General features: G+C 73.4%; 21 protein-coding genes. 12 read left to right on the top strand and 9 right to left on the bottom strand.

What is annotated here, in order from left to right; all coding sequences use genetic code 11:
- Window positions 1-189 precede the first annotated feature (189 nt).
- The 4 genes from galE to idi all read left to right on the top strand — a co-directional run bounded on the left by galE (window position 190) and on the right by idi (window position 4533).
- The gene (galE, locus tag ACIBNE_RS01685) at window positions 190-1173 is read left to right on the top strand and encodes a UDP-glucose 4-epimerase GalE (protein WP_399268337.1); all 984 of its coding nucleotides are present in this window, start codon (window positions 190-192) and stop codon (window positions 1171-1173) included.
- A gap of 199 nt (window positions 1174-1372) precedes the next feature.
- Entirely contained in the window at window positions 1373-2311 is a 939-nt protein-coding gene (locus tag ACIBNE_RS01680) for a cation diffusion facilitator family transporter (RefSeq protein ID WP_399268335.1), read from the top strand.
- A 250-nt stretch (window positions 2312-2561) separates the two neighbouring features.
- Complete coding sequence (locus ACIBNE_RS01675) at window positions 2562-3848, top strand: bifunctional class I SAM-dependent methyltransferase/N-acetyltransferase (protein WP_399268333.1); 1287 nt, start codon at window positions 2562-2564, stop codon at window positions 3846-3848.
- Window positions 3849-3963: 115 nt separating this feature from the next.
- Window positions 3964-4533: an isopentenyl-diphosphate Delta-isomerase gene (idi, locus tag ACIBNE_RS01670; RefSeq protein ID WP_399268331.1), complete on the top strand. Its 570-nt coding sequence runs from the start codon at window positions 3964-3966 to the stop codon at window positions 4531-4533.
- Between the two features lie 109 nt (window positions 4534-4642).
- On the opposite strand, the gene ACIBNE_RS01665 is transcribed toward idi, so the two are convergent.
- The gene (locus ACIBNE_RS01665) at window positions 4643-5098 is read right to left on the bottom strand and encodes an ATP-binding protein (protein ID WP_399268329.1); all 456 of its coding nucleotides are present in this window, start codon (window positions 5096-5098) and stop codon (window positions 4643-4645) included.
- Between the two features lie 143 nt (window positions 5099-5241).
- Entirely contained in the window at window positions 5242-5961 is a 720-nt protein-coding gene (locus ACIBNE_RS01660) for an HdeD family acid-resistance protein (RefSeq protein WP_399268327.1), read from the bottom strand.
- Between the two features lie 74 nt (window positions 5962-6035).
- Here ACIBNE_RS01660 and ACIBNE_RS01655 point away from each other — a divergent pair, with 74 nt between their 5' ends.
- Complete coding sequence (locus ACIBNE_RS01655) at window positions 6036-6785, top strand: enoyl-CoA hydratase/isomerase family protein (protein WP_399268325.1); 750 nt, start codon at window positions 6036-6038, stop codon at window positions 6783-6785.
- A 60-nt stretch (window positions 6786-6845) separates the two neighbouring features.
- Here the strand turns inward: ACIBNE_RS01655 and ACIBNE_RS01650 are convergent, their stop codons facing one another.
- Both ACIBNE_RS01650 and ACIBNE_RS01645 read right to left on the bottom strand, forming a co-directional pair.
- Complete coding sequence (locus ACIBNE_RS01650; RefSeq protein WP_399268323.1) at window positions 6846-7481, bottom strand: DJ-1/PfpI family protein; 636 nt, start codon at window positions 7479-7481, stop codon at window positions 6846-6848.
- Between the two features lie 43 nt (window positions 7482-7524).
- Entirely contained in the window at window positions 7525-8532 is a 1008-nt protein-coding gene (locus ACIBNE_RS01645; RefSeq protein ID WP_399268321.1) for a GlxA family transcriptional regulator, read from the bottom strand.
- Window positions 8533-8644: 112 nt separating this feature from the next.
- Between ACIBNE_RS01645 and ACIBNE_RS01640 the strand changes: the two genes are divergently transcribed.
- Window positions 8645-9514, top strand: coding sequence for a hypothetical protein (locus ACIBNE_RS01640; RefSeq protein ID WP_399268319.1), 870 nt, complete (start codon window positions 8645-8647; stop codon window positions 9512-9514).
- Between the two features lie 191 nt (window positions 9515-9705).
- Complete coding sequence (locus tag ACIBNE_RS01635; protein ID WP_399268317.1) at window positions 9706-12168, top strand: Tex family protein; 2463 nt, start codon at window positions 9706-9708, stop codon at window positions 12166-12168.
- Window positions 12169-12234: 66 nt separating this feature from the next.
- On the opposite strand, the gene ACIBNE_RS01630 is transcribed toward ACIBNE_RS01635, so the two are convergent.
- The gene (locus ACIBNE_RS01630) at window positions 12235-13872 is read right to left on the bottom strand and encodes an ABC-F family ATP-binding cassette domain-containing protein (protein WP_399268315.1); all 1638 of its coding nucleotides are present in this window, start codon (window positions 13870-13872) and stop codon (window positions 12235-12237) included.
- 13 nt (window positions 13873-13885) lie between these two features.
- Window positions 13886-15064 carry an oxidoreductase gene (locus ACIBNE_RS01625; protein ID WP_399268313.1) on the bottom strand — a complete coding sequence of 393 codons (1179 nt, stop codon included), beginning with the start codon at window positions 15062-15064 and terminating at the stop codon, window positions 13886-13888.
- A gap of 75 nt (window positions 15065-15139) precedes the next feature.
- On the opposite strand from ACIBNE_RS01625, the gene ACIBNE_RS01620 reads away from it, so the two are divergent.
- Complete coding sequence (locus ACIBNE_RS01620) at window positions 15140-16099, top strand: FAD-dependent oxidoreductase (protein WP_399268311.1); 960 nt, start codon at window positions 15140-15142, stop codon at window positions 16097-16099.
- A gap of 58 nt (window positions 16100-16157) precedes the next feature.
- Here the strand turns inward: ACIBNE_RS01620 and ACIBNE_RS01615 are convergent, their stop codons facing one another.
- The gene (locus ACIBNE_RS01615; RefSeq protein WP_399268309.1) at window positions 16158-17510 is read right to left on the bottom strand and encodes a M14 family zinc carboxypeptidase; all 1353 of its coding nucleotides are present in this window, start codon (window positions 17508-17510) and stop codon (window positions 16158-16160) included.
- Window positions 17510-19462, bottom strand: a complete 1953-nt coding sequence (locus tag ACIBNE_RS01610; RefSeq protein WP_399268307.1) for a Xaa-Pro dipeptidyl-peptidase — start codon at window positions 19460-19462, stop codon at window positions 17510-17512. Before ACIBNE_RS01610 ends, ACIBNE_RS01615 begins: the two co-directional genes overlap by 1 nt.
- 214 nt (window positions 19463-19676) lie before the next feature.
- Between ACIBNE_RS01610 and ACIBNE_RS01605 the strand changes: the two genes are divergently transcribed.
- The 3 genes from ACIBNE_RS01605 (at window position 19677) to ACIBNE_RS01595 (ending at window position 23392) form a co-directional block, all read left to right on the top strand.
- Complete coding sequence (locus ACIBNE_RS01605) at window positions 19677-21245, top strand: M1 family metallopeptidase (RefSeq protein ID WP_399270001.1); 1569 nt, start codon at window positions 19677-19679, stop codon at window positions 21243-21245.
- Window positions 21246-21377: 132 nt separating this feature from the next.
- Window positions 21378-22445, top strand: coding sequence for a LacI family DNA-binding transcriptional regulator (locus ACIBNE_RS01600; RefSeq protein WP_399268305.1), 1068 nt, complete (start codon window positions 21378-21380; stop codon window positions 22443-22445).
- Window positions 22446-22516: 71 nt separating this feature from the next.
- Window positions 22517-23392 carry an oxygenase MpaB family protein gene (locus ACIBNE_RS01595; protein WP_399268303.1) on the top strand — a complete coding sequence of 292 codons (876 nt, stop codon included), beginning with the start codon at window positions 22517-22519 and terminating at the stop codon, window positions 23390-23392.
- Between the two features lie 97 nt (window positions 23393-23489).
- On the opposite strand, the gene ACIBNE_RS01590 is transcribed toward ACIBNE_RS01595, so the two are convergent.
- Window positions 23490-23975 (bottom strand): hypothetical protein, encoded by a 486-nt coding sequence (locus tag ACIBNE_RS01590; protein WP_399268301.1) that lies wholly within the window; start codon window positions 23973-23975, stop codon window positions 23490-23492.
- 449 nt (window positions 23976-24424) lie between these two features.
- On the opposite strand from ACIBNE_RS01590, the gene sph reads away from it, so the two are divergent.
- Entirely contained in the window at window positions 24425-25426 is a 1002-nt protein-coding gene (gene sph, locus ACIBNE_RS01585; protein WP_399268298.1) for a sphingomyelin phosphodiesterase, read from the top strand.
- Window positions 25427-25443 lie beyond the last annotated feature (17 nt).

Below are 25443 nucleotides of genomic sequence, written 5' to 3'. Positions count from 1 at the left end.
TGAACGGAACCGCGAATCCACTGCCCGTTTCCGTTCCCCCACGGCCACGGGCAGGCTCCGAATGGGCCTCGGCGATCATCATCGTCGATCAGTGCCTCGCCCCACAAACCGCGTGCACACCGCGTGCACGCCGCGGGGCCGACGGCCCGGAACCCGTGGGTCCCGGGGCCCGCGCCTAGGCTGGCCGTCATGACATGGCTGATCACAGGCGGAACGGGATACATCGGGGCGCACGTGGCCCGGTCCATGACGGAGGCCGGGGAGCGGGTGGTCGTGCTGGACGACGTGTCCTCGGGATTTCCCGACCGGCTGCCCGGGGGCGTCGACCTGGTGCGCGGCTCGGCGTACGACCGCGAGCTGCTGGACCGCACGTTCGCCGAGCACGGGGTCACGGGCGTGGTGCACCTCGCCGCGCGCAAGAAGGTCGGCGAGTCCGTCGAGCGGCCGCTGCTCTACTACCGGGACAACGTGGGCGGGCTGACCACGCTGCTGGAGGCCGTCGTCGCGGCGGGGATCGGCAGCTTCCTCTTCTCCTCGTCCGCCGCCGTCTACGGCGTGCCCTCGGTCGAGGTGATCGCGGAGGACACCCCGACGGCGCCGATCAACCCGTACGGGGAGACGAAGCTGGCGGGCGAGTGGCTGGTGCGGGCGGTGGGCCGGGCGCACGGCGTCTCCACGGCCTGTCTGCGCTACTTCAACGCGGCGGGGGCCGCGCGCCCCGAGCTCTCGGACGTCGGGGTGTCCAACGTGATCCCGATGGTGTTCGACCGGATCACCAGGGGCGAGGCGCCGCGGATCTTCGGCGCGGACTATCCGACGCAGGACGGCACCTGCGTACGGGACTACGTGCACGTCGCCGACATCGCGGACGCGCACCTGGCCGTGGCGCGGCGGCTCGCGTCGCCCGGACACGGCGGGGACCTGACGCTGAACGTCGGCAGGGGCGAGGGGGTGTCGGTGCGCGAGCTGATCGACCTGATCGCCGAGGTGTCGGGGCGGCGCGTCGAGCCGGTCGTGGAGGCGCGGCGCCCGGGTGACTCGGCGCGGGCCGTCGCGTCGGTCGGACTGATCGCGGAGGAGTTGGGCTGGACGGCCTCGCGCGGAGTGCGCGAGATGGTCGAGTCGGCCTGGGAGGGATGGCTGCTGCACCACCCCGAGGCGCGCGGCGCATGAGCGCGCGCGGCGCGGGGCGCTGATCGTCCACGCGTCGGGGCGCCACTCGCCCACAGCCCTGACCTGCGGACATTTCCGCAGGTCAGGGCACATGACAACGGTGTTCAGTACCGTGTTGCACATACCCCCCACCCGTAGTTCACTTGCCCCTGGTCCCGAGCCGGACCGACGGCTGGGCAGACGATCGGGAGGCGTCCTCATGGGGGCTGGGCACGACCACGGGCACACGCACGGCGCGGAGGCGGGCGGGACCGTGTCCGCCGCGTACGCCGGACGCCTGAAGATCGCGCTGGCGATCACCATCGGCGTGATGCTGGTCCAGATAGTCGGCGGCGTCCTCGCCAACTCGCTGGCGCTGGTCATCGACTCGGCGCACATGGCGACGGACGCGGTGGGGCTCGGCATGGCGCTGCTGGCGATCCGCTTCGCGGGCCGCCCCGCGACCGCGAGGCGCACCTTCGGCCTCGCGCGGGCCGAGATCCTGGCGGCGCTCGCCAACTGTCTGCTGCTGCTCGGCGTCGGCGGCTACGTGCTCTTCGAGGCGGTCGAGCGGTTCATCAGCCCGGCGGAGACCGACGGCAAGCTGGCGATCGGCTTCGCGCTGGTCGGCCTGGTCGCCAACCTGGTCTCGCTCTCGCTGCTCATGCGGGGCCAGAAGGACAGCCTGAACGTGCGCGGCGCCTTCCTGGAGGTGCTGGCGGACACCCTCGGCTCGCTGACCGTGCTCGTCTCGGCGAGCGTGATCCTGCTGACCGGCTGGCAGGCCGCCGACCCGATCGCCTCGCTGGTGATCGGCCTCATGATCGTCCCGCGCACCTTGAAGCTCCTCAAGGAGACCCTGAACGTCCTCCTGGAGGCCGCGCCCAAGGACGTCGACATGGCGGAGGTGCGGGCCCACATCCTGGCGCTGCCCGGCGTGGACGACGTCCACGACCTGCACGCCTGGACGATCACCTCGGGCATGCCGGTGCTCTCGGCGCACGTGGTGGTGGACCAGGACGCCCTGGACACGGTCGGCCACGAGAAGCTGCTGCACGAGCTCCAGGGCTGCCTCGGCGACCACTTCGACGTCGAGCACTGCACGTTCCAGCTGGAGCCGGGCGGCCACGCGGTGCACGAGGCGAAGGTCTGTCACTGACGGATGTTAGGCTTTTCGCAGAGACATTCGATTGCTTCGGTTGCACCCAGCTGCACCGAGCCGCATCGGCATTCGGGTCTCGTCCGTGACTGGTACAGCCGAGTCGAGAGAGGAGCTGAGGTTGATGACCGCCGCGATAGGGGCTGCCGTGCGCAGCACCGCCACCTCCCGGTCCTTCCTCAGCATCCGGGTTCACGGCTGACCGACGCCTGACGTCGGCCGGAGCCCTCTCCTTCCAAAGGGTTTCACGTTGACCGACAACGCCCAGCACGACGACATCCAGCACGACGCCCAGTACGAGGCGTTCTTCTCCCTCCACCACGGCCTGCCCCGGCAGAGCCCCGGTTCCGACGCCACCACCCGGCGTCTGCTCTCCCTCTGCGGTCCGCTGCCCGAGCGGCCGCGCGTCCTCGACCTGGGCTGCGGCCCCGGCCGTGCCGCACTGCTGCTCGCGGCGGAGGCGGGTGCCGACGTGACCGCCGTCGACCTGCACGAGCCGTTCCTGGACGAGCTGCGGCAGGCCGCCGACGCCCGCGGGCTCGGCGCCGCCGTCCGCACCGTCAGGGCCGACATGGGCGAGCTGTCCCCCGCCGACTTCCCCGACGGGTCGTTCGACCTGGTCTGGGCCGAGGGCTCGGCGTACAACATCGGGTTCGACACCGCGCTGGCCTCCTGGCGGCGGCTGCTCGCGCCCGGCGGCTCGCTGATGGTCTCCGAGTGCGTCTGGACGACCGACGAGCCGTCCGAAGAAGCCCGGGAGTTCTGGCGCGGCCACGGCTCCCTGCGGCCAGTGGCGGAGGTCACCGCGGCCGCCGTCGCCGCCGGGTACCACGTCCTCGGGGCGTACGAACAGCCCGAGAGCGACTGGGACGAGTACTACGTCCCGCTCGCCGAGCGCGTCGGGTCGGCCGACCCGACCGCGCCCGGCATGGCGTCGGCCCTCGGGGCCACCCGCGCGGAACTGGCGATGCGCCGGGACCACGCGGCGGAGTACGGCTACGTGGCGTACGCACTGCGCCCCGCCGACCCCCGGTGGCGCACGCGCCCCGAGACGGCGGCGGACCTTGCCGCCGTGCACGCGCTCAACGCCGCCGCGTTCGGGACCCCCGCCGAGGCCGACCTGGTCGACGCGCTGCGCGCCGACGCCGACGCCTGGGTACCGGGACTCTCGTACGTGGCCGAGGGCCAGGGCGACGGGATCGTCGCGCACGCCCTGGTCACCCGCTGTCACGTGGGCGACGCGCCCGCACTGGCACTGGCCCCCTGCGCGGCGGCCCCCGGGCTGCAACGGCGGGGCGCAGGACAGGCCGTGATCCGCGCGGTGCTGGACGCCGCACGGCTGCGCGGCGAGGAGAACCTGGTACTGGTACTCGGGCACCCGGAGTACTACCCGAGGTTCGGCTTCGTTCCGGCCTCCGAGTACGGGATCCGGCCAAGCTTCGAGGTGCCGGACGAGGCGATGATGGCGCTGGTCCTCGACGGGTCCCGGCCGGTTCCGCGCGGAGTGATCCGTTATCCGGCGGCCTTCGGGGTCTGACCGACGGCGGTCGCGCGCCGTGTCCTCGCTCCCGCACATCCATGCGGTGGGGATACGGCGCGGTCCGCGTGGGGCAGACTTGACCGGGCGCCGAGAACCGAAGCGAAGGATGGGTATGCCGACCACACCAGCCACCACCGCCGAAGAGATCCTGCTCGAACTGGTCGACGAGGACGGCAACACCATCGGCACGGCGGAGAAGCTCTCCGCCCACCAGGCCCCGGGCCGACTGCACCGGGCGTTCTCCGTGTTCCTCTTCGACGAGCAGGGGCGGCTGCTGCTCCAGCAGCGCGCGCTGGGCAAGTACCACTCCCCCGGCGTCTGGTCGAACACCTGCTGCGGGCACCCCTACCCGGGCGAGGCGCCGTTCGCGGCCGCCGCCCGGCGCACGTACGAGGAGCTGGGCATCTCGCCCTCGCTGCTCGCCGCGGCCGGCACCGTCCGCTACAACCACCCGGACCCGGACTCGGGTCTGGTGGAGCAGGAGTTCAACCACCTCTTCGTGGGGCTCGCGCAGGCCGCGCCCGCGCCCGACCCCGAGGAGGTCGGCGACACCGCGTTCGTGACCGCGGCCGAGCTGGCCGAGCGGCACGCGGCCGTGCCGTTCTCGGCGTGGTTCATGACCGTGCTGGACGCGGCGCGGCCCGCGATCCGCGAGCTGACGGGCGACGCTTCGGGCTGGTAGCCCCCGGCCCGTGCCCCGGGCGGAAGACCGGGAACCCCCGCCGGGCCCTCGTGGGCCGGGCGGGGGTCCCGTCGTCCGGGACGGGGGTCCAGTCCTCCGGGACGGGGGTTCAGCCCTTCGGGTCGAGCGGGAGGGCGGCCCAGATGATCTTGCCGCCGCTCGCGGTGTGCTCCACGTCGCAGGCGCCGCCCGCCTCCGTCGAGATCTCCCGGACCAGCAGCAGCCCCCTGCCGCCCGTCTGGGCGTAGTCCGTCTCCAGCGCCTTGGGGCGGTACGGGTGGTCGTCCTCGACCGAGATCTTGATCCAGTCCGGGCCGATGCTCACCTCGACGGCCAGCTCGGGCGAGAGGACCGCCGCGTGCTTCACCGCGTTGGTGACCAGCTCCGAGACGATCAGCAGCACGCTGTAGACAACCGTTTCGGCAGCGGGCACGCCCTGGCGGCTCAGCAGTTCGCGCACGGCGCGCCTGGCCTGCGGGACGGACACCTCGACCGCGGGAGCAGTGAAACGCCAGACGCCTTCGTACGACCGTGGCCTGGCCGGAACGCTCCCGCGGCTCTCCATAGATCGGCCCCATTCTCGCCCTCGCCCGGCGCCTTCCTCGAACGCCGGATAGGTCGAGTGTTGGGAACGGGCCCGCGCGGTCCGGCCGACTGACCACAAGTCAGTGCGTATCGACGGCTTCTGATCGCGTACGTATGACAACGTCAACCGGACGACTGATCCTGATCTTCTTCTGGCGGCGCCTTGGCCATGGGCACGGCGGATCCCGAGGGCGCGGCGCCCTCGTCGGGCCGTACCGGCTCGGCCGCACCGGCAGGAGCGGACGCCTCCGGTTCCGCCGGGGCCGCGGCCTGGGCCACCAGGTCCACGATGCGACGGCCCGTCACCCCGATCGCGACCAGACCGAGCCCGTCGAAGAGCAGCGCCAGCGAGAAGAAGCACCCCAGCACGTACCGGCTGCTGCTCGGCCAGTCGAAGAGCACCAGCAGACCCAGCAGCAGTCCGAACGCGCCCTGGAGCAGCGTCCAGCCGAACTGCGGGCCGCGCACCACCACGCTGCCCACCAGCCGGAACACCCCTCCGGTGAGGAAGAGCAGCGCGGCGAACATGGTCAGCGCCTCCGCCGTGCCCTCCGGGTGGCGGATCACCACGACGCCCGCGGCGAGGTTCAGCGCGGCGACGACCACACAGAGCCAGAAGTAGTTGGTGCCGCGCGACTGCACGGCGTGCAGGACTCCGACCAGGCCGCCGACCAGCAGCAGCCAGCCGAAGAGCAGCATCGAGGTCAGGGTGGCGAGGCCGGTGTAGACGAGGCCTACGAGTCCGCCGACCACCAGGATCCAGCCGAGCAGGGTCAGCCAGCCGAAACTGCGGCCCAGCTTGCGGCTTTCGGACCTTCGGCCCGAGAGCGCGGGATCGCCCATGGCGGCTCCTCGTCGTGAGGTGTTCCGGCCCCTTCTCGATCATAGGTTCGCGCACTGCGGATAGCATCCGGCGCATGGAGCCGCAGCTGCAAGCGTCCGTCGCGGACGGCATCGCCACCGTCGTCATCGCGAACCCCGCCAAGCGCAACGCGATGACCGCGTCGATGTGGCGGGCGCTGCCCGGACTCCTCGACGGCTTCGCCGCCGACCCGGCGGTGCGGGCGCTGGTGCTGACCGGTGCGGGCGACACCTTCTGCGCCGGGGCCGACATCTCCTCGCTGCGGGAGCGCGGCGGCGACACCCAGGCGCTCTCGGTGGTCGCCGAGGACGCGCTCGCGGCGTTCCCCAAGCCGACGCTCGCCGCCGTGCGCGGCTTCTGCGTGGGCGGCGGCAGCCAGCTGGCGGCCGCCTGCGACCTGCGGTTCGCGCAGGAGGGCGCGTCGTTCGGGGTGACCCCGGCGAAGCTGGGCATCGTCTACCCGGCGTCGGCGACCCGCAGGCTGGTGTCACTGGTGGGCCCCGCGACCACGAAGTACCTGCTCTTCTCGGGCGAGCTGATCGACGCGGAGCGCGCGCTGCGCACCGGTCTGGTGGACGAGGTGCTGCCGGAGGGCCAGCTGGGCAAGCGGGTCGCGGAGTTCACCCGGGTGCTGGCCGCGCGCTCGCTGCTGACCCAGGCGGCGGCGAAGGAGTTCGCCGACGGGCGCGAGGGCCGCGAGGAGCACTGGGCGGGGCAGGCGCGCGGCAGCGGCGACGCCGCGGAGGGCGTCGCCGCCTTCCTGGAGCGCAGGACGCCCCGGTTCGGGTGGACCCTGGGCGGCTGAGCCGCGGCCCCCGCCGGGGGGGCCGCCCGCCGGCCCCGCCGGACCCGCCGCGCACCGGCGTCAGCGGAGCGGCGGCCCGTCGCCCGAGGTGAGGCGCCGCACCAGCTCCGCCGGGGCCTTGTGCGGCGAGCCCGCGTCGTACGGCGGCTGGGGGTCGTACTCCGTGAGGAGCTGCACCGCCTGCGCCTGTTCGTCGTCCGCGATCCTGCCGATCAGGGTGAGCCCCATGTCGATGCCGGAGGAGACCCCGGCGGCCGTGACGTACTTGCCGTCGGTGACGACGCGCTGCCCGGTGGGCCGGACGCCGAATCCCTTGAGCGTGTCGAGTGCCAGCCAGTGCGAGGTGGCCGAGCGCCCCGTGAGGAGCCCGGCCGCGCCGAGCAGCAGGGAGCCGGTGCAGACGGACGTGGTCCAGGTGGTCGTCCGGTCGACGCGGCGGATCCAGTCGAGCAGCACCTCGTTCCCCGTCTGGACCCGGGAGCCGGGGCCGCCTGGCACCACCAGCACGTCGGGTGCGGTCACCTCGTCGAGGGTGCGGTCGGCGACGAGGCCGAGCGAGGAGCGTCCGTCGCGGACGGGGCCCGTCCGCTCGGCGACGAGGACGGTCTCGGCGCCGGGGAGGCGGCTCAGCATCTCGTACGGGCCGACGGCGTCGAGCGGGGTGAAGCGGTCGTAGAGCAGGATCGCGATCTGCACGGGGGGACCTTCCGTTCGGCGGGCGGGCTTCGGCGGGCGGGCTTCAGCGGGCGGGGCTGTGGGCGGGGCCCTGGGCCTTCGCCGGGGCCGGCAGGGGGCGGAAGCGGCGGCGGTACTCGGCGGGCGGAGTGCCGAGCGCCTTCACGAAGGCGCGGCGCATCGCCTCGGGCGTGCCGTAGCCGCAGGCGCGCGAGACCTCCTCGACGCCGTCCGGGCCGTCCTCCAGGAGCCGCCGCGCGTGTTCGAGCCTGACGCGCTCGACGTACCTGCCGGGCGGGACCCCGGTCTCCTCCTGGAAGGCGCGGGCGAAGTGCCGGGGCGAGAGGCTGGCGCGGGCGGCGAGCGCGTCGACCGAGAGGTCGTGGGCCGGGTGCTCGCTGATGTACTGCTGGACGTCGCGCAGCGGCTCGCGGCGCGCGGTCTGGGCGGCGAGCTGGGCGCTGAACTGCGCCTGGTTCCCCGGCCGGCGCAGGAAGACGACCAGGTGGCGGGCGACGGTGAGGGCGACCTCGCGGCCCAGGTCCTCCTCGACCAGCGCGAGCGCCAGGTCGATGCCCGCGGTGACCCCGGCCGACGTCGCGATGTGCCCGTCGCGCACGAAGATCGGATCGGGGTCGACCTCGACCTCCGGGTAGGAGCGGGCCAGTTGTTCGCAGACCACCCAGTGGCTGGTGACGCGGTGGCCGTCGAGCAGCCCCGCCTCGGCGAGGAGCAGGGCTCCGGTGCAGACGGACACCAGGCGCTCGGCGCGCGGGGCGTGGACGCGCAGCCAGTCGATCAGCTCGCGGTGCGGGTCGCGGGTGTAGGGGCCGCCGGGGACGATCAGGGTGTGCGGCGCGCCCTCCCCCGCCGCCGCGGCGAGGCTGGTGTCGGGGACGACCGTGAGCCCGCTGCCGGTGCGGACCGGGCCGCCGTCCAGGGAGGCCGTACGGATGTCGTAGGCGCCGCCCGCGCAGTGGTCGGCGCCCGCGAAGACTTCCACGGGTCCCGTCACGTCGAGGCTCTGCACGCCGTCGAAGAGGACGACCAGGATCGATCTCCGGTGCTTCATGGCCCCATCCTTCGCGGCGCCGGGGGGTGACCGCAATGACGTGTCCCCCACCTTTCCTGCCATCCTCCTGGAGGTCTTCCTGTCGTACCGACCAGTCAGTAGCGTGGCGGTCATGACCTCGCTGCCCGCGCGCGCCGGACGCCGCTGCCACCACGTGCTGAACCCGCTGTACTCGACCGTCTACTTCTCCCCCGACTACCCGAGGGAGCTGGCCGACGTCGGGGTCCACGACCGGGAGACGCACTTCTTCATCGGCCGCGCGGCGACCCTGGGCGCGGTCGGCCCCGGCGTGGTCACCGCGACGTTCTACAACTACAACCACGAACTGGTCGCCCGGCACGTGCCCGCGCTCTGGCGCACCACCACCCCCGAGGCCGTGGTCGGGGCCCGGCTGCGGGCCGCGGACACCACGCTGCGGCGGCTGCTGGGCGACGACGTGATCAAGTCCGACGCGATGGCGGAGGCCGCCGGGCTCGCCCTGCGCGCGGCCGAGGCCTGCACCCGGCACGCCAGGCCGCTGTACGCGGCCCAGGCCGACCAGCCGGTGCCCGCCGAGCCGCACCTCGCCTACTGGCACGCCTCGGCCCTGCTGCGCGAGCACCGGGGCGACGGCCATCTGCTCGCGCTGCTCGACGCCGAGTTGGACCAGGTCGAGGCGCTGGTCAGCCACACCGCGACCGGCAAGGGCATGCGGCCGCACTGGGTGCTGGCCACCCGCGGCTGGGGGCGCGCCGACTGGGACGCGGCGGTCGAGCGGCTGCGCGGGCGCGGGATCCTGGCGAGCGAGGGGGAGCTGACGCTCACCGAGGCGGGCGAGGCGCTGCGCGCGGACCTGGAGGAGCGGACGGACCGGCTGGACGCGGCGCCGTACGAACACCTGGGCGCCGAGGGCGTGGAGCGCCTGACGGAGCTGGGGCGCGGCTTCCTCATGACGGCGGTCGCCGCGGGCGGCTTCCCCGCGGACCTGACCGGCAAGGGCTGAGCGGGGCGCGACCGCGACCGACGCGCGGGACCGGCGCGCAGGACCCGGCGCTTAGGACCCGCGCGGGCGACACGGCACAATGGCGGCTGTCGGCCGTACGGCCCACGGGCGGTACGGCCACGTGGCGCACAGCGGTACGGCCACGCAGCACAGCCAGCACAGCCAGCACGAAAAGACGAGTCGGGGAGAACGTGACGACGTCCATCGAAGGCAGGATCGCCGAGGAGCTCGGCGTACGGGAGCGACAGGTCAAGGCGGCCGTCGAGCTGCTGGACGGCGGGTCGACCGTGCCGTTCATCGCGCGCTACCGCAAGGAAGCGACCGAGATGCTCGACGACGCGCAGCTGCGCACGTTGGAGGAGCGGCTGCGGTACCTGCGGGAGCTGGAGGACCGGCGGACCTCGGTCCTGGACTCCGTGCGCGAGCAGGGCAAGCTCACCGACGAGCTGGAGGCGCGGATCAGGGCGGCCGACACCAAGGCGCGCCTGGAGGACATCTACCTGCCCTTCAAGCCCAAGCGGCGCACCAAGGCGCAGATCGCCCGGGAGGCGGGGCTCGAACCGCTCGCGGACGGGCTGCTCGGCGACCCGTCCGTGGAGCCGGCCGCGGCCGCGGCCGCGTTCGTGGACGCCGACAAGGGCGTCGCGGACCCGGCCGCCGCGCTGGAGGGCGCGCGGGCGATCCTCTCGGAGCGGTTCTCCGAGGACGCCGACCTGATCGGCGAACTGCGCGAGCGCATGTGGGGCCGGGGCCGCGTGGTGGCCAGGGTGAAGGACGGCAAGGAGGAGGCGGGAGCGAAGTTCGCCGACTACTTCGACTTCTCCGAGCCCTTCACCGAGCTGCCCTCGCACCGGATCCTGGCGATGCTGCGCGGCGAGAAGGAGGACGTGCTCGACCTGGTCCTGGAGCCGGAGGAGCCGTCGGCGGACGGCGCCCCCTCCTCGTACGAGGGCATGGTGGCGCACCGGTTCGGCGTGTCCGACCGGGGCCGGCCGGGCGACAAGTGGCTGGGCGAAACGGTCCGCTGGGCCTGGCGCACCCGCATCCTGGTGCACCTGGGGATCGACCTGCGGCTGCGGCTGCGCACGGCCGCCGAGGACGAGGCGGTCCGGGTCTTCGCGTCGAACCTGCGCGACCTGCTGCTCGCCGCCCCGGCCGGGACGCGCGCCACCCTCGGCCTCGACCCCGGTTTCCGTACGGGCGTGAAGGTCGCCGTCGTGGACGCGACCGGCAAGGTCGTGGCCACCGACGTGATCCACCCGCACGTCCCGGCCAACCGCTGGGACGAGGCGATCGCCAAGCTGGCGCGCCTGGCGAAGGAGCACGCGGTCGAGCTGGTCGCCATCGGCAACGGCACGGCGTCCCGCGAGACCGACAAGCTCGCCGGTGAACTGATCGGCAAGCACCCGGAGTTGAAGCTGACGAAGGTGATGGTCTCGGAGGCGGGCGCGTCCGTGTACTCCGCCTCGGCCTTCGCCTCGCAGGAACTGCCCGACATGGACGTGTCGTTGCGCGGCGCCGTGTCGATCGCGCGGCGCCTGCAGGACCCGCTGGCCGAGCTGGTGAAGATCGACCCGAAGTCGATCGGCGTCGGGCAGTACCAGCACGACCTGTCCGAGGTGAAGCTGTCGCGCTCGCTGGACGCGGTCGTCGAGGACTGTGTGAACGGCGTCGGCGTCGACGTCAACACCGCGTCCGCGCCGCTGCTCTCGCGCGTGTCGGGCATCAGCGGCACGCTCGCCGAGAACATCGTGTCCCACCGCGACTCCAACGGCCCCTTCCGGTCGCGCAAGGCGCTCAAGGACGTGGCGCGGCTCGGCCCCAAGGCGTACGAGCAGTGTGCGGGCTTCCTGCGGATCCGGGACGGCGAGGACCCGCTGGACGCCTCAAGCGTGCACCCCGAGGCGTACCCGGTCGTGCGGAAGATGGCGGCGGGCGGCGAGGTCGCGGCGCTCATCGGCAACACCGGGGTGCTGAAGTCGCTGCGGGCCGACGAGTACGTGGACGAGAAGTTCGGGCTGCCGACCGTCACGGACATCCTGCGCGAGCTGGAGAAGCCGGGGCGCGACCCGCGGCCCGCGTTCAAGACGGCCACGTTCAAGGAGGGCGTCGAGAAGATCGGCGACCTGGCGTCCGGGATGGTGCTGGAGGGCGTCGTGACGAACGTCGCCGCGTTCGGCGCGTTCATCGACGTCGGCGTGCACCAGGACGGGCTCGCCCACGTCTCGGCGCTGTCCAGGAACTTCGTCAAGGACCCGCGCGAGGTCGTCAAGCCCGGCGACATCGTCAAGGTGAAGGTCCTGGACGTCGACGTGCCGCGCAAGCGGATCTCGCTGACGCTGCGCCTGGACGACGAGGCGGACGCGTCGGGCCGTCCGAAGCGCGAGCGGGGCGGCGAGCGGGGCGGTGACCGGCGCCCGCCGCAGCAGCGGCAGGGCGGCCAGGGCCAAGGTCGTCAGGGCCAGGGCCAGGGGCAGGGGCAAGGCCAGGGCCAGCGTCGTGGCAACGGCGGCGGCGGTGACCGGCAGGGCGGCGGCGGGCGCGGCTCGTCGGCTCCCGCCCCCGCGAACAGCGCGATGGCGGACGCCCTGCGCAAGGCGGGCCTGCTGAACCAGGGCGGTCGCGACGACCGCAAGGACCGCAAGCGGCGCTGAGACAGCGAAAGGGGGGCGTACGCGATTCGCGTACGCCCCCCTTTCGTCGTGTCCGTCGCGGGTCCCTCAGGACTCGACGACCTTGCCGTCCGCCACCGCGACGCGCCGCGTCGTGCGCACCGCGTCCAGCATCCGCCGGTCGTGCGTGACCAGCAGCAGCGTGCCGGTGTACGACTCCAGCGCGGACTCCAGCTGCTCGATGGCCGGCAGGTCGAGGTGGTTGGTCGGCTCGTCCAGGACCAGCAGGTTGACGCCCCGGCCCTGGAGGAGCGCCAGCGCGGCGCGGGTGCGCTCGCCGGGCGAGAGCGTCGTCGCGGGGCGCAGCACGTGGTCCGCCTTGAGCCCGAACTTGGCGAGCAGCGTGCGCACCTCGGCTGGCTCGGTCTCGGGGACCGCGGCGCAGAACGCGTCCAGCAGCGACTCGGAGCCGTAGAACAGGCCGCGCGCCTGGTCGACCTCGCCGACCACCACGCCGGAGCCGAGCGTCGCGTGGCCCGCGTCGAGCGGGATCCGGCCGAGCAGGGCGCCGAGCAGCGTGGACTTGCCCGCGCCGTTGGGGCCCGTGATGGCGACCCGGTCCGCCCAGTCGATCTGGAGCGAGGCGGGGCCGAAGGCGAAGTCGCCGCGGCGCACCTCGGCCTCGCGGAGCGTGGCGACGACGGAGCCCGAGCGCGGCGCGCTCGCGATCTCCATGCGCAGCTCCCACTCCTTGCGGGGCTCCTCGACCACGTCCAGGCGCTCGATCATCCGCTGGGTCTGGCGGGCCTTGGCCGCCTGCTTCTCGCTGGCCTCGCTGCGGGCGTTGCGGCCGAGCTTGTCGCCGTCGGTGGCCTTGCGGCGGGCGTTCCTGACGCCCTTGTCCATCCAGGAGCGCTGCATGTGGCCGCGGGCTTCGAGGGCCGCCTTCTTGTCGGCGTACTCCTCGTAGCCCTCCCGGGCGTGCCTGCGGGCCGTCTCGCGCTCCTCCAGGTAGGCGGCGTAGCCACCGCCGTAGAGGGTGATCTGCTGCTGGGCCAGGTCGAGTTCGAGGACCTTGGTGACCGTGCGGGTCAGGAACTCGCGGTCGTGGCTGATGACGACGGTGCCCGCGCGCAGCCCGGAGACGAAGCGCTCCAGGCGCTCCAGGCCGTCCAGGTCGAGGTCGTTGGTGGGCTCGTCGAGGAGGAAGACGTCGTAGCGGGAGAGCAGCAGCGAGGCGAGGCCCGCGCGGGCCGCCTGGCCGCCGGAGAGCGCGGTCATCGGCAGGTCGAGGCCGACGGTGAGGCCGAGCGACGCGGCGACCTCGTCCGCGCGCTCGTCCAGGTCGGCGCCGCCGAGCGCGAGCCAGCGCTCCAGGCTCTCGGCGTACGCGTCGTCGGCCCCGGGCGCGCCCTCGACCAGGGCCTCGGTGGCGGCGTCCATGGCGGTCTGGGCGGCGGCGACGCCGGTCCTGCGGGCCAGGAAGTCCCGTACCGTCTCGCCCTCCCTGCGCTCGGGCTCCTGCGGGAGGTGCCCGACGGTGGCGGTGGGCGGGGAGACCCGCACCTCGCCCTCCTCCGGGGTGTCGAGCCCGGCGAGGAGCTTGATCAGGGTCGACTTGCCCGCGCCGTTGACGCCGACGAGTCCGATCACGTCGCCGGGGGCGACGACGAGGTCGAGACCGGCGAAGAGGGTGCGGTCGCCGTGGCCTGCGGCGAGTTGCTTGGCTACGAGGGTTGCAGTCATCAGGGGCGTGATTTTAGTCGGGTCGCGGCGCGGGGCCGGGCGCCGGTGTCGCGGTCGCGCCGGGCGCCGCGTGGGGGCCAGGCGCCGTCAGCACGCTGCCGCCCGTGCGGGCCACCAGGTAGCACCGCCCCTTGAGCGCCTTGGCGTCGAGCGCGATGCGGTGCGTCCCCGCGTCCAGCCTGCCGTCGAACACCTCGGTGGTACGGACGCGGCGCAGGCCGCCCGCGCGGTGGGCGACCAGGCTGACCCAGCAGGTCGCGGCCGTCTCCAGCTCGGCGGCGCCGTCCGACACGGTGAGCCGGGTGAGCCTGCGGTGCCCGGCGGGGCTGCGGTCCAGGGCGTGTTCGAGCTGGGCGACGAGCAGCGGGACCAGCGGTGCGAGCGGGGAGACGTACGCGACCTCGGCGCCCGCCGCGGTGAAGGCCGCGCGGACGGCCGCGCGCTCCGACTCCTGGACCGCCCCGCCGAAGAGCACCGCGCCGTACGTGCGCAGCTCGTCGGCGGGGATGTCCACCGGGGCCGCCGTGATCTCGGCGCCGATGCCGATGGTGCGCAGCGCGGCGGCGACCCTGGCGAGCAGCGAGACGCGCGCGCCGATCAGCAGGACCCGACGGCGCACGAGCGCCCCGTCGCCGGTCAGCAGGCGCCCGAGCACGGCGCGGTACTCCGCGCCCCGGAAGCGGAAGGGCCCCAGCCCCTCGTACGGCTCGCGTCCCGCGTCGCCCCCGCCCGCCCCGCCCGCCCCGCCGTCCCCGCCGTCGGCGGTCTGCCAGGCGAAGTCCCGCCATATGTAGTCGCCCCCGTCGCCCCCCTCGCTCCGGTCGCCCCCATCACTCCCTTCACTCCGGTCGCCCCCGCCGCCCCCGGCCCGTTCGATCACCGCGGTGACCGCCCCGCAGCCCAGGTCCTCGCACTCCGGACAGGCGTAGATCACGAAGCGCCCGCCGGGCAGCGGCGCGGGCTCCTCCAGGAGCAGGCCGCGCACCTGGTGGGTGAGGATCGCGGGCGGCACGTCGGAGGCCAGCGGCGAGACCGCGTCCAGGTCGTCCAGGCGCAGCAGCAGCGGGCGGCCGTCCACCACGAAGTCCAGGAACTCCCGGTGCGTGCGGGTGAGCCCCTTCGTCCGGGCCTCGCCCATCCGCGCGGCGGGCGCGAGCGCGAAGGTCGTGTACGTCGCGTTGTCGGCAGACATGCCTGGAGCATGCCCGCCGGGTCCGCGCCCGGCACACCCGTTTCGTGATCGCCCGGCGTCCCGTACCGTCCCGGCATGACTGCTGATGTGATCGTGGTGGGCGGCGGGGTCGTCGGGCTCTCGGCCGCGGTGGCGCTGGCCGAGAGCGGGCGCGGGGTGCGGGTCTGGGCGCGGGACGGCGGCGCTGCGACCACGTCCGCCGTGGCGGGCGCGCTGATCTGGCCGTACCGCATCGAGCCCGCGAAACGGGTCGGCGCCTGGTCGGTGCGGTCCCTGCGGGTGTACGAGGAGCTGGCGGCGCGCCCCGAGGAGACCGGGGTGCGGATCGTGGGCGGGCGGATGGCGGACACCTCGCTCGCCGACCTCGACGGCTTCGACGACTGGGCCGCGGGGATCGGGGAGCTGCGGGAGGTCGGCGCCGACGAGATGCCGCCGGGTTACGCGCGGGGGCTGTACGCGCGGGTGCCGCTGGTGGACATGGCGGTGTACCTGGAGTACCTGCGGAGGCGGCTGCTGGCGGCGGGCGGGAGCGTGGCGGAGCGGTCGGTGTCCGGCTTCGACGAGCCGGCCGCCGAGGCCCGTACGGTGGTGAACTGCACCGGGCTCGGCGCGCGCGACCTGGTGCCCGATCCGCTGGTGCGGCCGGTGCGGGGGCAGTTGGTGGTGGTGGAGAACCCGGGCGTCGACGAGTGGTTCGTCTCGGCGCCGCCGGGGGCCGAGGAGCTGACGTACGTGCTGCCGCTGCCCGGCTCGGTGAAGCTCGGCGGGAGCGCGGGCGCGGGCCGCTGGGACCTGGCGCCCGATCCGGCCGAGGCCGAGGCGATCGTGGCGCGGTGCGCGGCGGTCCGCCCCGAGCTGGCCGGGGCGAAGGTCGTCGAGCACCGGGTGGGGCTGCGTCCCGCGCGCCCCGAGGTGCGCCTGGAGGCCGTCGAACTGCCGGGCGGGACGCGGCTGGTCCACAACTACGGCCACGGCGGCGCGGGCGTCACGGTGGCCTGGGGCTGCGCCGATGACGTGGTGCGCCTGGCGGGCTGAGCCCGTCCGGGCGGTACGGTGCCGGGGCGGCGGATCCGCCGCCCCGGCACCGCTCGGCTCAGCAGGTGTCCACGGGCCGCCCCTCGGTGAGGTGGTAGGTCGCCCGTGCGTCCAGCAGCAGCGGCACCAGCGCCCGCCGCGACTGCCGCAGCGGCACGAACGCGCCGTCGCCGGTCCGCCTGGACACGACGCCGTGCAGGGCGAGTTCGTCGCCCACGTCCGCGTACTGCTCCCCCGTCAGGCGGTAGCCGCAGGGCGGGTCGGCCAGGATCTCCTCCGGCTTCGCGGGCGTGTTGTCCGCGCCGCCGAGGTAGACCGGGCCCCGGTCGAGGAGGCCCGCCGTGCGGGCGAGGGCGGTCGCGGCCGCGATCCTGCCCCCGCGCTCGTGCGCGTAGGCGTACAGGCCCTTGAGCGCGGAGAGCTGCGAGCCCACCCGGCGGCGGTTGTTGACCGCCTCGTCGCGCTGTTCCTCGTCGGTGAGCGGGTCGACCCTGGACTCGATGAGCAGGCCCACCGCGTGCTTGATCCCCGAGACGTTGCGCAGGATCCGCTCCTGGCCGTCGCCCGCCGTCTGCTTGATCGGGTCGCCGGTGACGGGGTCGGTCCAGATGCCGTACGTGCCCGTGGAAAGGCCGTCGCGGGCGGCGGCCGGGCGGACGTGGTCCCCGGAGAGGGTCCGCGCCTCGCGGTGCACGCGCGGCGCGGTGTTGAGGTTGCGCGGCCAGAGGTCGAACAGGTCCTTCTCGTAGTACTTCGGCGTGGACCCGTACTCGTGCAGGTCGTAGACCACGTCGGGCGCGCGGTCGCGGACGACGGCCGCCACGGCGCGCGCCTCGGCCGTCTCCAGCGCGATGTGGTCGCGGTTGACGTCGATGCCCGCGGAGTTGCCCCGGGTGTCGGCGGCGCGGCCGTCGGGGTTGGCGGTGGGGATCACGAGGACGGTCGTCCGGGCCAGGAAGCGGCGCGTCCCGCGGTCCTTCGGGTACGCCAGGTCGCGGACCGTGGACAGGCACGCCTCGCGTCCCGACGGCTCGTCGCCGTGCTGGCTGCAGATGAGCAGCACGGTGGTGGCGGTCGGGCGGCGCTCGCCGAGCGCGACCAGCTGGAGCGGGCGCCCCTGCGCGGTCGTGCCGATCGTGCGCAGCGAGACGCCCTCGCCGCCGCGGGCGACGGCCGCGAGGAAGGACAGCTCCTCGGGCTGGGTCGTCCAGCGGGCCCCTTCGGTGCGCTCGAATCCGGTGCGGGGCGGGTCCGACGCCGGCTGGGCGGACGCCGGTGCCGTGAGGACGAGCGGCGCCGCGACGGCGGCCGCCGCGAGCCCGACGGTGAGGGCGCGCAGGCGCGTAGCCCCCGTACGGGTCGTACGGGCCGTACTGGTCAGGGGGGTCGTACGGGTCTGGGGGGTCGTCATCAGTGGCCGGCTCCCGGGATCGGACGGAACGCGCGCGGCTCGGACACGCCGCGCAGCCGCGCGGGCGGGGCGAGCACCGTGGTCGGCGGGCCCGCGGTCGCGGCGGCCAGCGCCTTGGGGCCGCCGACGAGCGGCAGCTTCGCGAAGGTGCGGGACAGGTCGACGGTGAGCGTGGGCCGGTCGGCAGGGGGGTCGATGAGCCCCTGGTCGGTGCCGCCGACGATCAGCGCGAGGCGGTGGCCCTCGGGCACGACGTGGTCGGTCGCGTGCAGGTCGAGGGTGATGGTGTACGCCTTGCCCGGCGTCAGCGGGCGGCCCTTGAGGTCGGACGCGTAGTTGCCGAGGTCGGCCCAGCCGCGGCTGACGACCTGAAAATCAACGGCCTTGGTACGGGCCTTCGTCTCCTTGAAGCAGGAGCTGTCGCCCCCGGTGCTCGCGCCCCAGCAGGTGCGCTCGGGCAGCGTGGTGATGCCCTCGCCGGACGCCGTGTAGTCGCGGATGGTGTCGGGCCCGAGGTCGACGAGGACGGCGGACAGGTGCGCGGTCGGGGTGGTCGGGGTCGCGGTGAGGGTCACCCGCGAGGAGCCGGACAGCCGCAGGTCCTTGGTGAGGGTGCGGGTGGTGAACCCGGCCTTGTCGGGGGTCGAGCGGTCGATGCTCGCCGCCCAGTCGAGTTCGCCGTTGCGGGGGTCGTCGGTGAAGGTCTCCGTCGCGCCCGCGGGGGCCGGGCGGGTGCTCAGGGTGCCGACGCCGGGCAGCGCGCCCTTCGCGGGGCGCAGCGTCGTGGCGCGGGTGCCGCTCGGCGGCCAGACGCGGTCGGTGGTCCACCGGTCGGGGGCGCGTTCGACGTCGGCCATCGGCTCGCGGTCGATGCCGTTGTCGTAGCCGAGGAGTTCGTGGTCGAACCAGCGGTGCAGGGTCTTCACCCAGTCTCCGCGCCGGAAGTCGAAGGGGTCGACGTGGCCGGTCTGGGAGAGCCAGATCTTGCGGTCGACGCCGTTCTTCGCGAGCGCGTCCCACCACTGTCCGAAGTGCTTGGTGCGGACGTTGAGGTCCTGCATGCCGTGGACCACGAAGACGCTGGCCTTCACGTCGTCGGCGTCCGGCACGTGGTCGCGCTCGGCCCAGAAGCGGGTCAGGTCGCCGGTGCGCGGGGCGCCCTCGACGATCCTCTGCTGCACGGCGGCGCAGCGCGCGCGGGCCTCGGGGCTCTCCACGTAGTCCGAGAGCCATTCGGGGCCGCTGTCGTAGAGCGGCGCGCCCTTGGCGAAGTAGTAGTCGTACCAGGAGGAGATGGCGCCGATCGGGACGATCGTCTCCAGTCCCTCGACGCCGGTGGCGGCGACGCCGTTGGCGACCGTCCCGTCGTAGCTCTTGCCGATCATGCCGGTGCGGCCGTTGGTCCAGCCCGCGCCCGCGCGGTCGCTGCCGGTGCGGGTGGTGTAGGCGCGGCCGCGGCCGTTGAGCCAGTCGACGACGGCCTTGGCGGAGAGGACGTCGGAGCGTCCGCCGACGTCTACGCAGCCGTCGGAGCGATTGGTTCCGGCCAGATCGACGGCGACGAAGGCGTAGCCGCGCGGCACGAAGTAGTTGTCGTAGTAGAGCGGGAACTGGACGGGTCTGCCGCTCGCGTCGTACGTCTTCTTCTGGCTCTCGTTGCCGCGCCCGCAGCAGGAGTAGTACGGGCTGGCATCCATGATCACGGGTATCTTCCGGCCCTGCCGCGCGGGTTCGCCCGGCCTGACGATGTCGACGGCGACCCGGTCGGTCCTCCCGTCGCCGTCGCCGTCGAGCCGCGTGTCGACCCAGACGGACTCGCGTATCGCGCCGTCGTAGGAGTACACGGGCTTGCTCTCGCGGGGCGCGGGGACGGCGTCGGCCACGGCCGGGACGGTGAGCCCGCCCAGCAGCGCGGCGAGCGAGGCGGCCACCAGTGTTCTTCGTATCGGCATGGCCGGAAGCTACAGGGGTCAACTCCCGTGCAACAGGGGGCAGTACGCAAAGGCACGGGGGCAAGAGCGGCCAAGGGCGACTGTTCGGGGCAGGCGGCACCATGTCGGCCAAATGGCGATCGTGTGACAGATGGGGCCATGGACATGGCGTGGTGTTCGACGGCTGAATAAGGTGCGGACAGATCTTGCGAACCAACGATTTGGAGCACCCGTGCTGCACCGCAGAATCCTCGCCCCGAGCGTCCTCGCGGCCTCGCTGCTGCTGGCGATCCCGGCATCTGCCGCGGACTTCACCCCCGGGGCTTCGGGCATCGGCGACCCCTACTACCCGGCCAGCGGCAACGGCGGCTACGACGTCTCGCACTACGACCTGAGACTGAAGTACCAGCCGACCACGGACGTCCTGGAGGGCACCGCCACCATCCAGGCCACCACCACGCAGAACCTCTCCCGCTTCAACCTGGACCTCGGCCTCGCGGTCAGCGAGGTGCGGGTGAACGGCAAGAAGGCGAAGTTCGTCAAGGAGGGCGACCAGGAGCTGGTCGTCACGCCGGTGACGCCGCTCCAGAAGGGCAAGTCCCTCTCGGTGGTCGTGCGGTACGCGGGCAAGCCGTCCGAGGTGAAGATCGGCGGCTGGACCGCCTGGCACCGCACCCCCGACGGCGGCGTCGCCGCGCAGGAGCCGGACTCGGCCGCCTGGTGGTTCCCGTCCAACGACCACCCGCTCGACAAGGCGACGTACGACGTCTCGGTCTCCGTCCCCGAGGGCCACTCCGCGATCAGCAACGGCACGCTCCAGTCGCAGTCCACCCGCTACGGCTGGACCCGCTTCAACTGGCGCTCCAACAAGCCCCAGGCGTCCTACCTGGCGACCCTCGCGGTCGGCAAGTTCGACATCACCACCGACACCACCGAGAACGGCATCCCCGTCCTCAACGCCTACAGCAAGGACCTGGGCGACAACGAGGGCGCGGCGCGAGCCAGCATCGAGCGGACCGCCGAGGTCACCGACTGGCTGACCGAGGTCTTCGGCCCGTACCCGTTCAACGCGACCGGCGGCTACGTCCCGAACGTCACCAGCGGCTACGCCCTGGAGACCCAGACCCGGCCGTTCTACAGCCCCCGCCAGTTCGCCAACGGCGCCAACGTCTCGGTCGTCGTCCACGAGATCGCCCACCAGTGGTACGGCGACAGCGTGTCGGTGAACCACTGGAAGGACATCTGGGTCAACGAGGGCTTCGCCCGTTACAGCCAGTGGCTGTGGTCGGAGAAGGAGGGCGAGGGCACGGCGCAGGAGATCGCGGACTACGTGTACGCGTCCCGCGCGGCCGACGACCCGTTCTGGACGGTCAAGCCGGGCGACCCGGGCCCGGACAACCAGTTCCACATCGCCGTGTACGACCGGGGCGCGCTGGCCCTCCAGGCGCTGCGCAACAAGATCGGCGACAAGGACTTCTTCGCGATCCTCAAGGGCTGGCCGCAGGCGAACAAGTACGGCAACGCGCGCGTGGCCGACTTCGTGAAGTACGCCGAGAAGATCTCGAACAAGCCGCTCTCCGGGCTGTTCGACACCTGGCTGTACCAGACGTCGAAGCCGTCGGCGACCGCCGCCGCGAAGGCCGGTCTCGCCGAGAAGGCCGCGCGGGCCCGCGCGTCCGTGACGGCGAAGGCCGGGCCGTCCCGGTCGGCCGCCCCGCTGGCCGGCAAGCCGGTCAAGCCCGTGCAGCCCAAGTCGTGGAAGAAGATCGCGGAGACCAACTCGATCCACGACCACGAGCACTGACGGCGAGTCTGCCGGCGGCCGCTCCCGTAGCCCCTCCGGCACTCCCTCCCGCGTTCTCTTCGACGGGATCTCCGTAAACCGGACGCCGTCGTCCCCATAGGGGACGGCGGCGCTTCGGCGTACCGTGTCGGAGTGACGGGAACATCATTCGAACGCACCTCCACCGCCCGCCCCACCCTGGAGGCCGTAGCGGCCCTCGCCGGGGTCTCGCGGGCCACCGTGTCGCGCGTGGTCAACGGCGGTGCCGGGGTGCGCGAACCCCTGGCCGAGCGGGTGCGGCGGGCGGTGGACGAGCTGGGGTACGTGCCGAACCAGGCGGCGCGCACGCTGGTGACCCGGCTGAGCGGCGCGGTGGCCGTGATCATCGCGGAGCCGGAGTCCCGGGTCTTCTCCGACCCCTTCTTCGCCCGGCAGTTGCGCGGCATAGGGCGCGAACTGGCGCTGCACGACTCGCAGTTGGTGCTGCTGTGGGCGGAGGGCCCGCAGGACCACGAGCGCATAGCCCGCTATCTGCGCGGCGGCCACGTGGACGGCGCGCTCGCGTTCTCGCTGCACGAGAACGATCCGCTGCTGTCGCTGATCAGCCGTGCGGGGGTGCCGGTGGTGCGCGGCGGGCGCCCCGCGGCGCACGAGGACGGGGGCGCGGACGCCGCCCCGGCCGCCGCCGTGCCGTACGCCGACTGCGACAACCGGGCGGGGGCGCGGGACGCCGTACGGCACCTGGTGTCGCTGGGGCGGCGGCGGATAGCGCACATCGCGGGGCCGGGCGACCAGACGTCGGCCGTGGACCGCGCGGACGGCTACCGCGACGCGCTCGGGGCGGACCGCTCAGCGGGGTGCGCGGGGCTCGTCGAGGAGGCGGACTTCACGGTGGCGGGCGGCGCGCGGGCGATGACCGCGCTGCTCGACCGGCGGCCCGACCTGGACGCGGTGTTCGCCGCGAACGACCTGATGGCGTCCGGCGCGCTGCGGGTGCTGCGCGAGCGCGGGCTGCGGGTGCCCGAGGACGTCGCCGTGGTGGGCTTCGACGACATGGCTGGGGTCGCCGACGCGGCCGACCCGCCGCTGACGACGGTCAGGCAGGACGTCGAGGGCATGGGCAGGCTGATGGTGCGGCTGCTGATGCGGCTGCTGGCCGGGGAGGACGCGGCGCCCGTGGTGATGGCGACGGAGCTGGTCCACCGGGAATCGGGTATGTGATTCGCCGTCGGTCCTTTGTAGCGTGAACCGTTGTTCCCGTCCGGCTCCGGTCGTCGCAGGGAGGCAAGGTCATGGGCCGCTACAGCAGGCTGCGCGAGATCCGCGGGATGGATCCCGCGCGGGACTTCGAGCACATACACAAGCTGATCACCCAGTACGAATTCCCGTGGGACTACCAGCAGGGCATCAACGTCGCCTTCCTGCGGGACTACGGCGTCCCGCGCATCTCCCGGCTCCTCGACCGCACCCAGGAGTTCGAGAAGGCGGGCCAGAAGAGGATCGACGACACGGTGCTGTTCGGCTTCGAGATGGCCGAGGAGGGCCTGGACTCCGAGCGGGGCCGGGCCGCCGTGCGCCACCTCAACCGGATCCACGGCAAGTACCGGATCCCGAACGAGGACTTCCTGTTCGTCCTCGCCACCACCGTCGTGGGCCCGGGGCGCTGGATCGACCGCTTCGGCTGGCGTCCGCTGTGCTCCAACGAGGTCGAGTCGCTGGCGCTGTTCGGGCACAGGATGGCCGCCGCCATGGACATCGCGGACGCGCCGACGACGTACGCGGGCTTCGAGAAGCTGCTCGACGACTACGAGCGGGAGATGTTCGCCTACGACCCGGCGAACCGGCGGGTGGCCGCCGCGACGTTCCGGACCATGGCCACGTGGTACCCGCGCCCGCTGCGCGGGCCGGTGCTGCGCCTGTCGCTGGCGCTGCTGGACGAGCCGCTGCTGCGGGCGCTGGGCTTCGGCCCCCAGCCCCGGTGGCTGCGGACGACGGCCGAGCGGGCGGTGCGGGCGCGCTCGCGCTGGGTGCGGCTGATGCCCGCGCGGCCGAAGCGGCGGCCGGTGCTGCCGAAGCCGCGGAGCTACCCGTTCGGCTGGACGCTGGACGACCTGGGCCCGCACTGGGCGCAGGGCCGCCCGCTGGAGCCGCTCCCCGACGAGCGGTGACGCACCGCGCGCCCAGGGAAAAGGCGAGGGTGCCGTCCCCCGCGGGAACGGCACCCTCACCCGGTGCTTCGATCGAGTGCCCCGGAAGGGGCGCGGCTCAGACCCGCTTCGAGCGGCCCGCGCCCACCGGCTCGCCGACCACGCTGGACGCGAGGGCCTCGGCCCACGCCTCCACGTCGCCCCGGAGCTCGCGCTCCGCGGACTCGCGCTCGGTCTCCAGGCGCTCCGCACCGGAGGCGAGGATCCGCTCGCGCTCGGTGTTGCCCTCGGCGCGGGCGGCGGCGATGGCGGCCGTGCCCTCCTCCTGCGCCTGCTGGCGGATGCGGGCCGCCTCGTGGCGGGCCTCGGCGAGGACGGCCTGGTACTCGGAGTGGACCTGCGCGGCCTCCTCGCGGAGCGCCTCGGCCTCCTCGCTCTTGCCGGAGGTCTGCGCCTCGCGCTCCTCCAGCGTGCTGTTGATCCGCGGCAGCAGAACCTTGTAGAAGAAGAGGAACACGGCGGCGAAGAGCACCACCATGACGATCATTTCCGACAGGTTCGGCTTGAGCGGGCCGATCTCAAGCGCGAGCAGGTGCGTCTGCATGTGCGATGACTACCCTCCGTTAGGCTGAACTACGACTTTGTGAACCGGAGTTGCGCGGGCAGCACGCCCACAGCCAGTGCGAGCGCCAGGCAGGCAACGACCGCTCCCAGCACCGGTGCCCACGGGATGACCAGGCCGACCGGAACCCCCAGGGTACCGGTGAGCACGACGTGCCTCGTCAGCAGGGACGCCACGGCGCCTCCACGGTACCCGCCGCGGGCCGGGGCGCACGGGCGGGTGCCGCGGCCGCCGACCGAACGCGAGCACCGGGTGACGGTACGTGACGCTCCGCCGACGCGCCCCGGGAACAGGCCGTCCTCCCCGGCCGGGCCGCACGCGTTCGCCGCGCCCGCGCAAATCTCCCGGCACCAGAGGGTTACCTGGAAGTAACCGCAGCTGATTTGATGGCGCGCGCCGCACGATTCCCCCCACTCCACGAGGGAGTTCCTTTGTCGCACGCCCCGCTCCGCCGCGCCCGCGGCGCGGCCGCGCTCGCCGCGTCCGCCGTCGCCGTGTCCCTCCTCGCCGCCGCGCCCGCCCCGGCGGCAGCGGCAGGGGCCTCGGGCGAAACGCCCCGGCTCAAGGTACTTACGTACAATGCGTTCCTTTTCAGCAAGAGCCTCTACCCGAACTGGGGCCAGGACCACCGGGCCAAGGCGATACCCGCCACCCCGTTCTTCCAGGGCAACGACGTCGTGGTGATCCAGGAGGCGTTCGACAACTCCTCGTCCGACGCCCTGAAGCAGAACGCCGCCGCGCAGTACCCCCACCAGACGCCGGTCATGGGCCGCGCCAAGACCGGCTGGGACGCCACCGGCGGGGCGTACTCCGCCACCACGCCCGAGGACGGCGGGGTCACGGTGCTCAGCAAGTGGCCGATCGTCCGCAAGGAGCAGTACGTCTACAAGGACGCCTGCGGCGGCGACTGGTTCTCCAACAAGGGGTTCGTCTACACCGTCCTCGACGTGAACGGCACCCGGGTGCACGTCGTCGGCACGCACGCCCAGTCCACCGACCCGGGCTGCGCCTCGGGCGAGGCGGCGCGGGTGCGCGGCAGCCAGTTCAGGGAGATGGACGCGTTCCTGGACGCGAAGAGGATCCCGGCGGGCGAGCAGGTCCTCGTCGCGGGCGACTTCAACGTGGACTCGCGCACGCCGGAGTACGCGTCGATGCTCGCCGACGCCGGGCTCGTCGGCGCCGACGCCCGCACCGGGCACCCGTACTCCTTCGACACCGCCGACAACTCGATCGCCTCCGAGCGCTACCCGGACGACCCGCGCGAGGACCTCGACTACGTCCTGCACCGCGCCGGGCACGCGCGGCCGGCCGGCGGCTGGACGAACGACGTGGTCAAGGAGCAGAGCGCGCCCTGGACGGTCTCCAGCTGGGGCAAGCAGTACACGTACACGAACCTGAGCGACCACTACCCGGTGGTGGCGTTCAGCAAGTGAGCTGAGCGCTGAGAGGT

It is taken from the genome of Streptomyces sp. NPDC050504 (assembly GCF_044458065.1).
In the GTDB taxonomy this organism is placed as follows: Bacteria; Actinomycetota; Actinomycetes; order Streptomycetales; family Streptomycetaceae; genus Streptomyces.
This window is presented reverse-complemented; position numbering and strand designations above follow the sequence as displayed.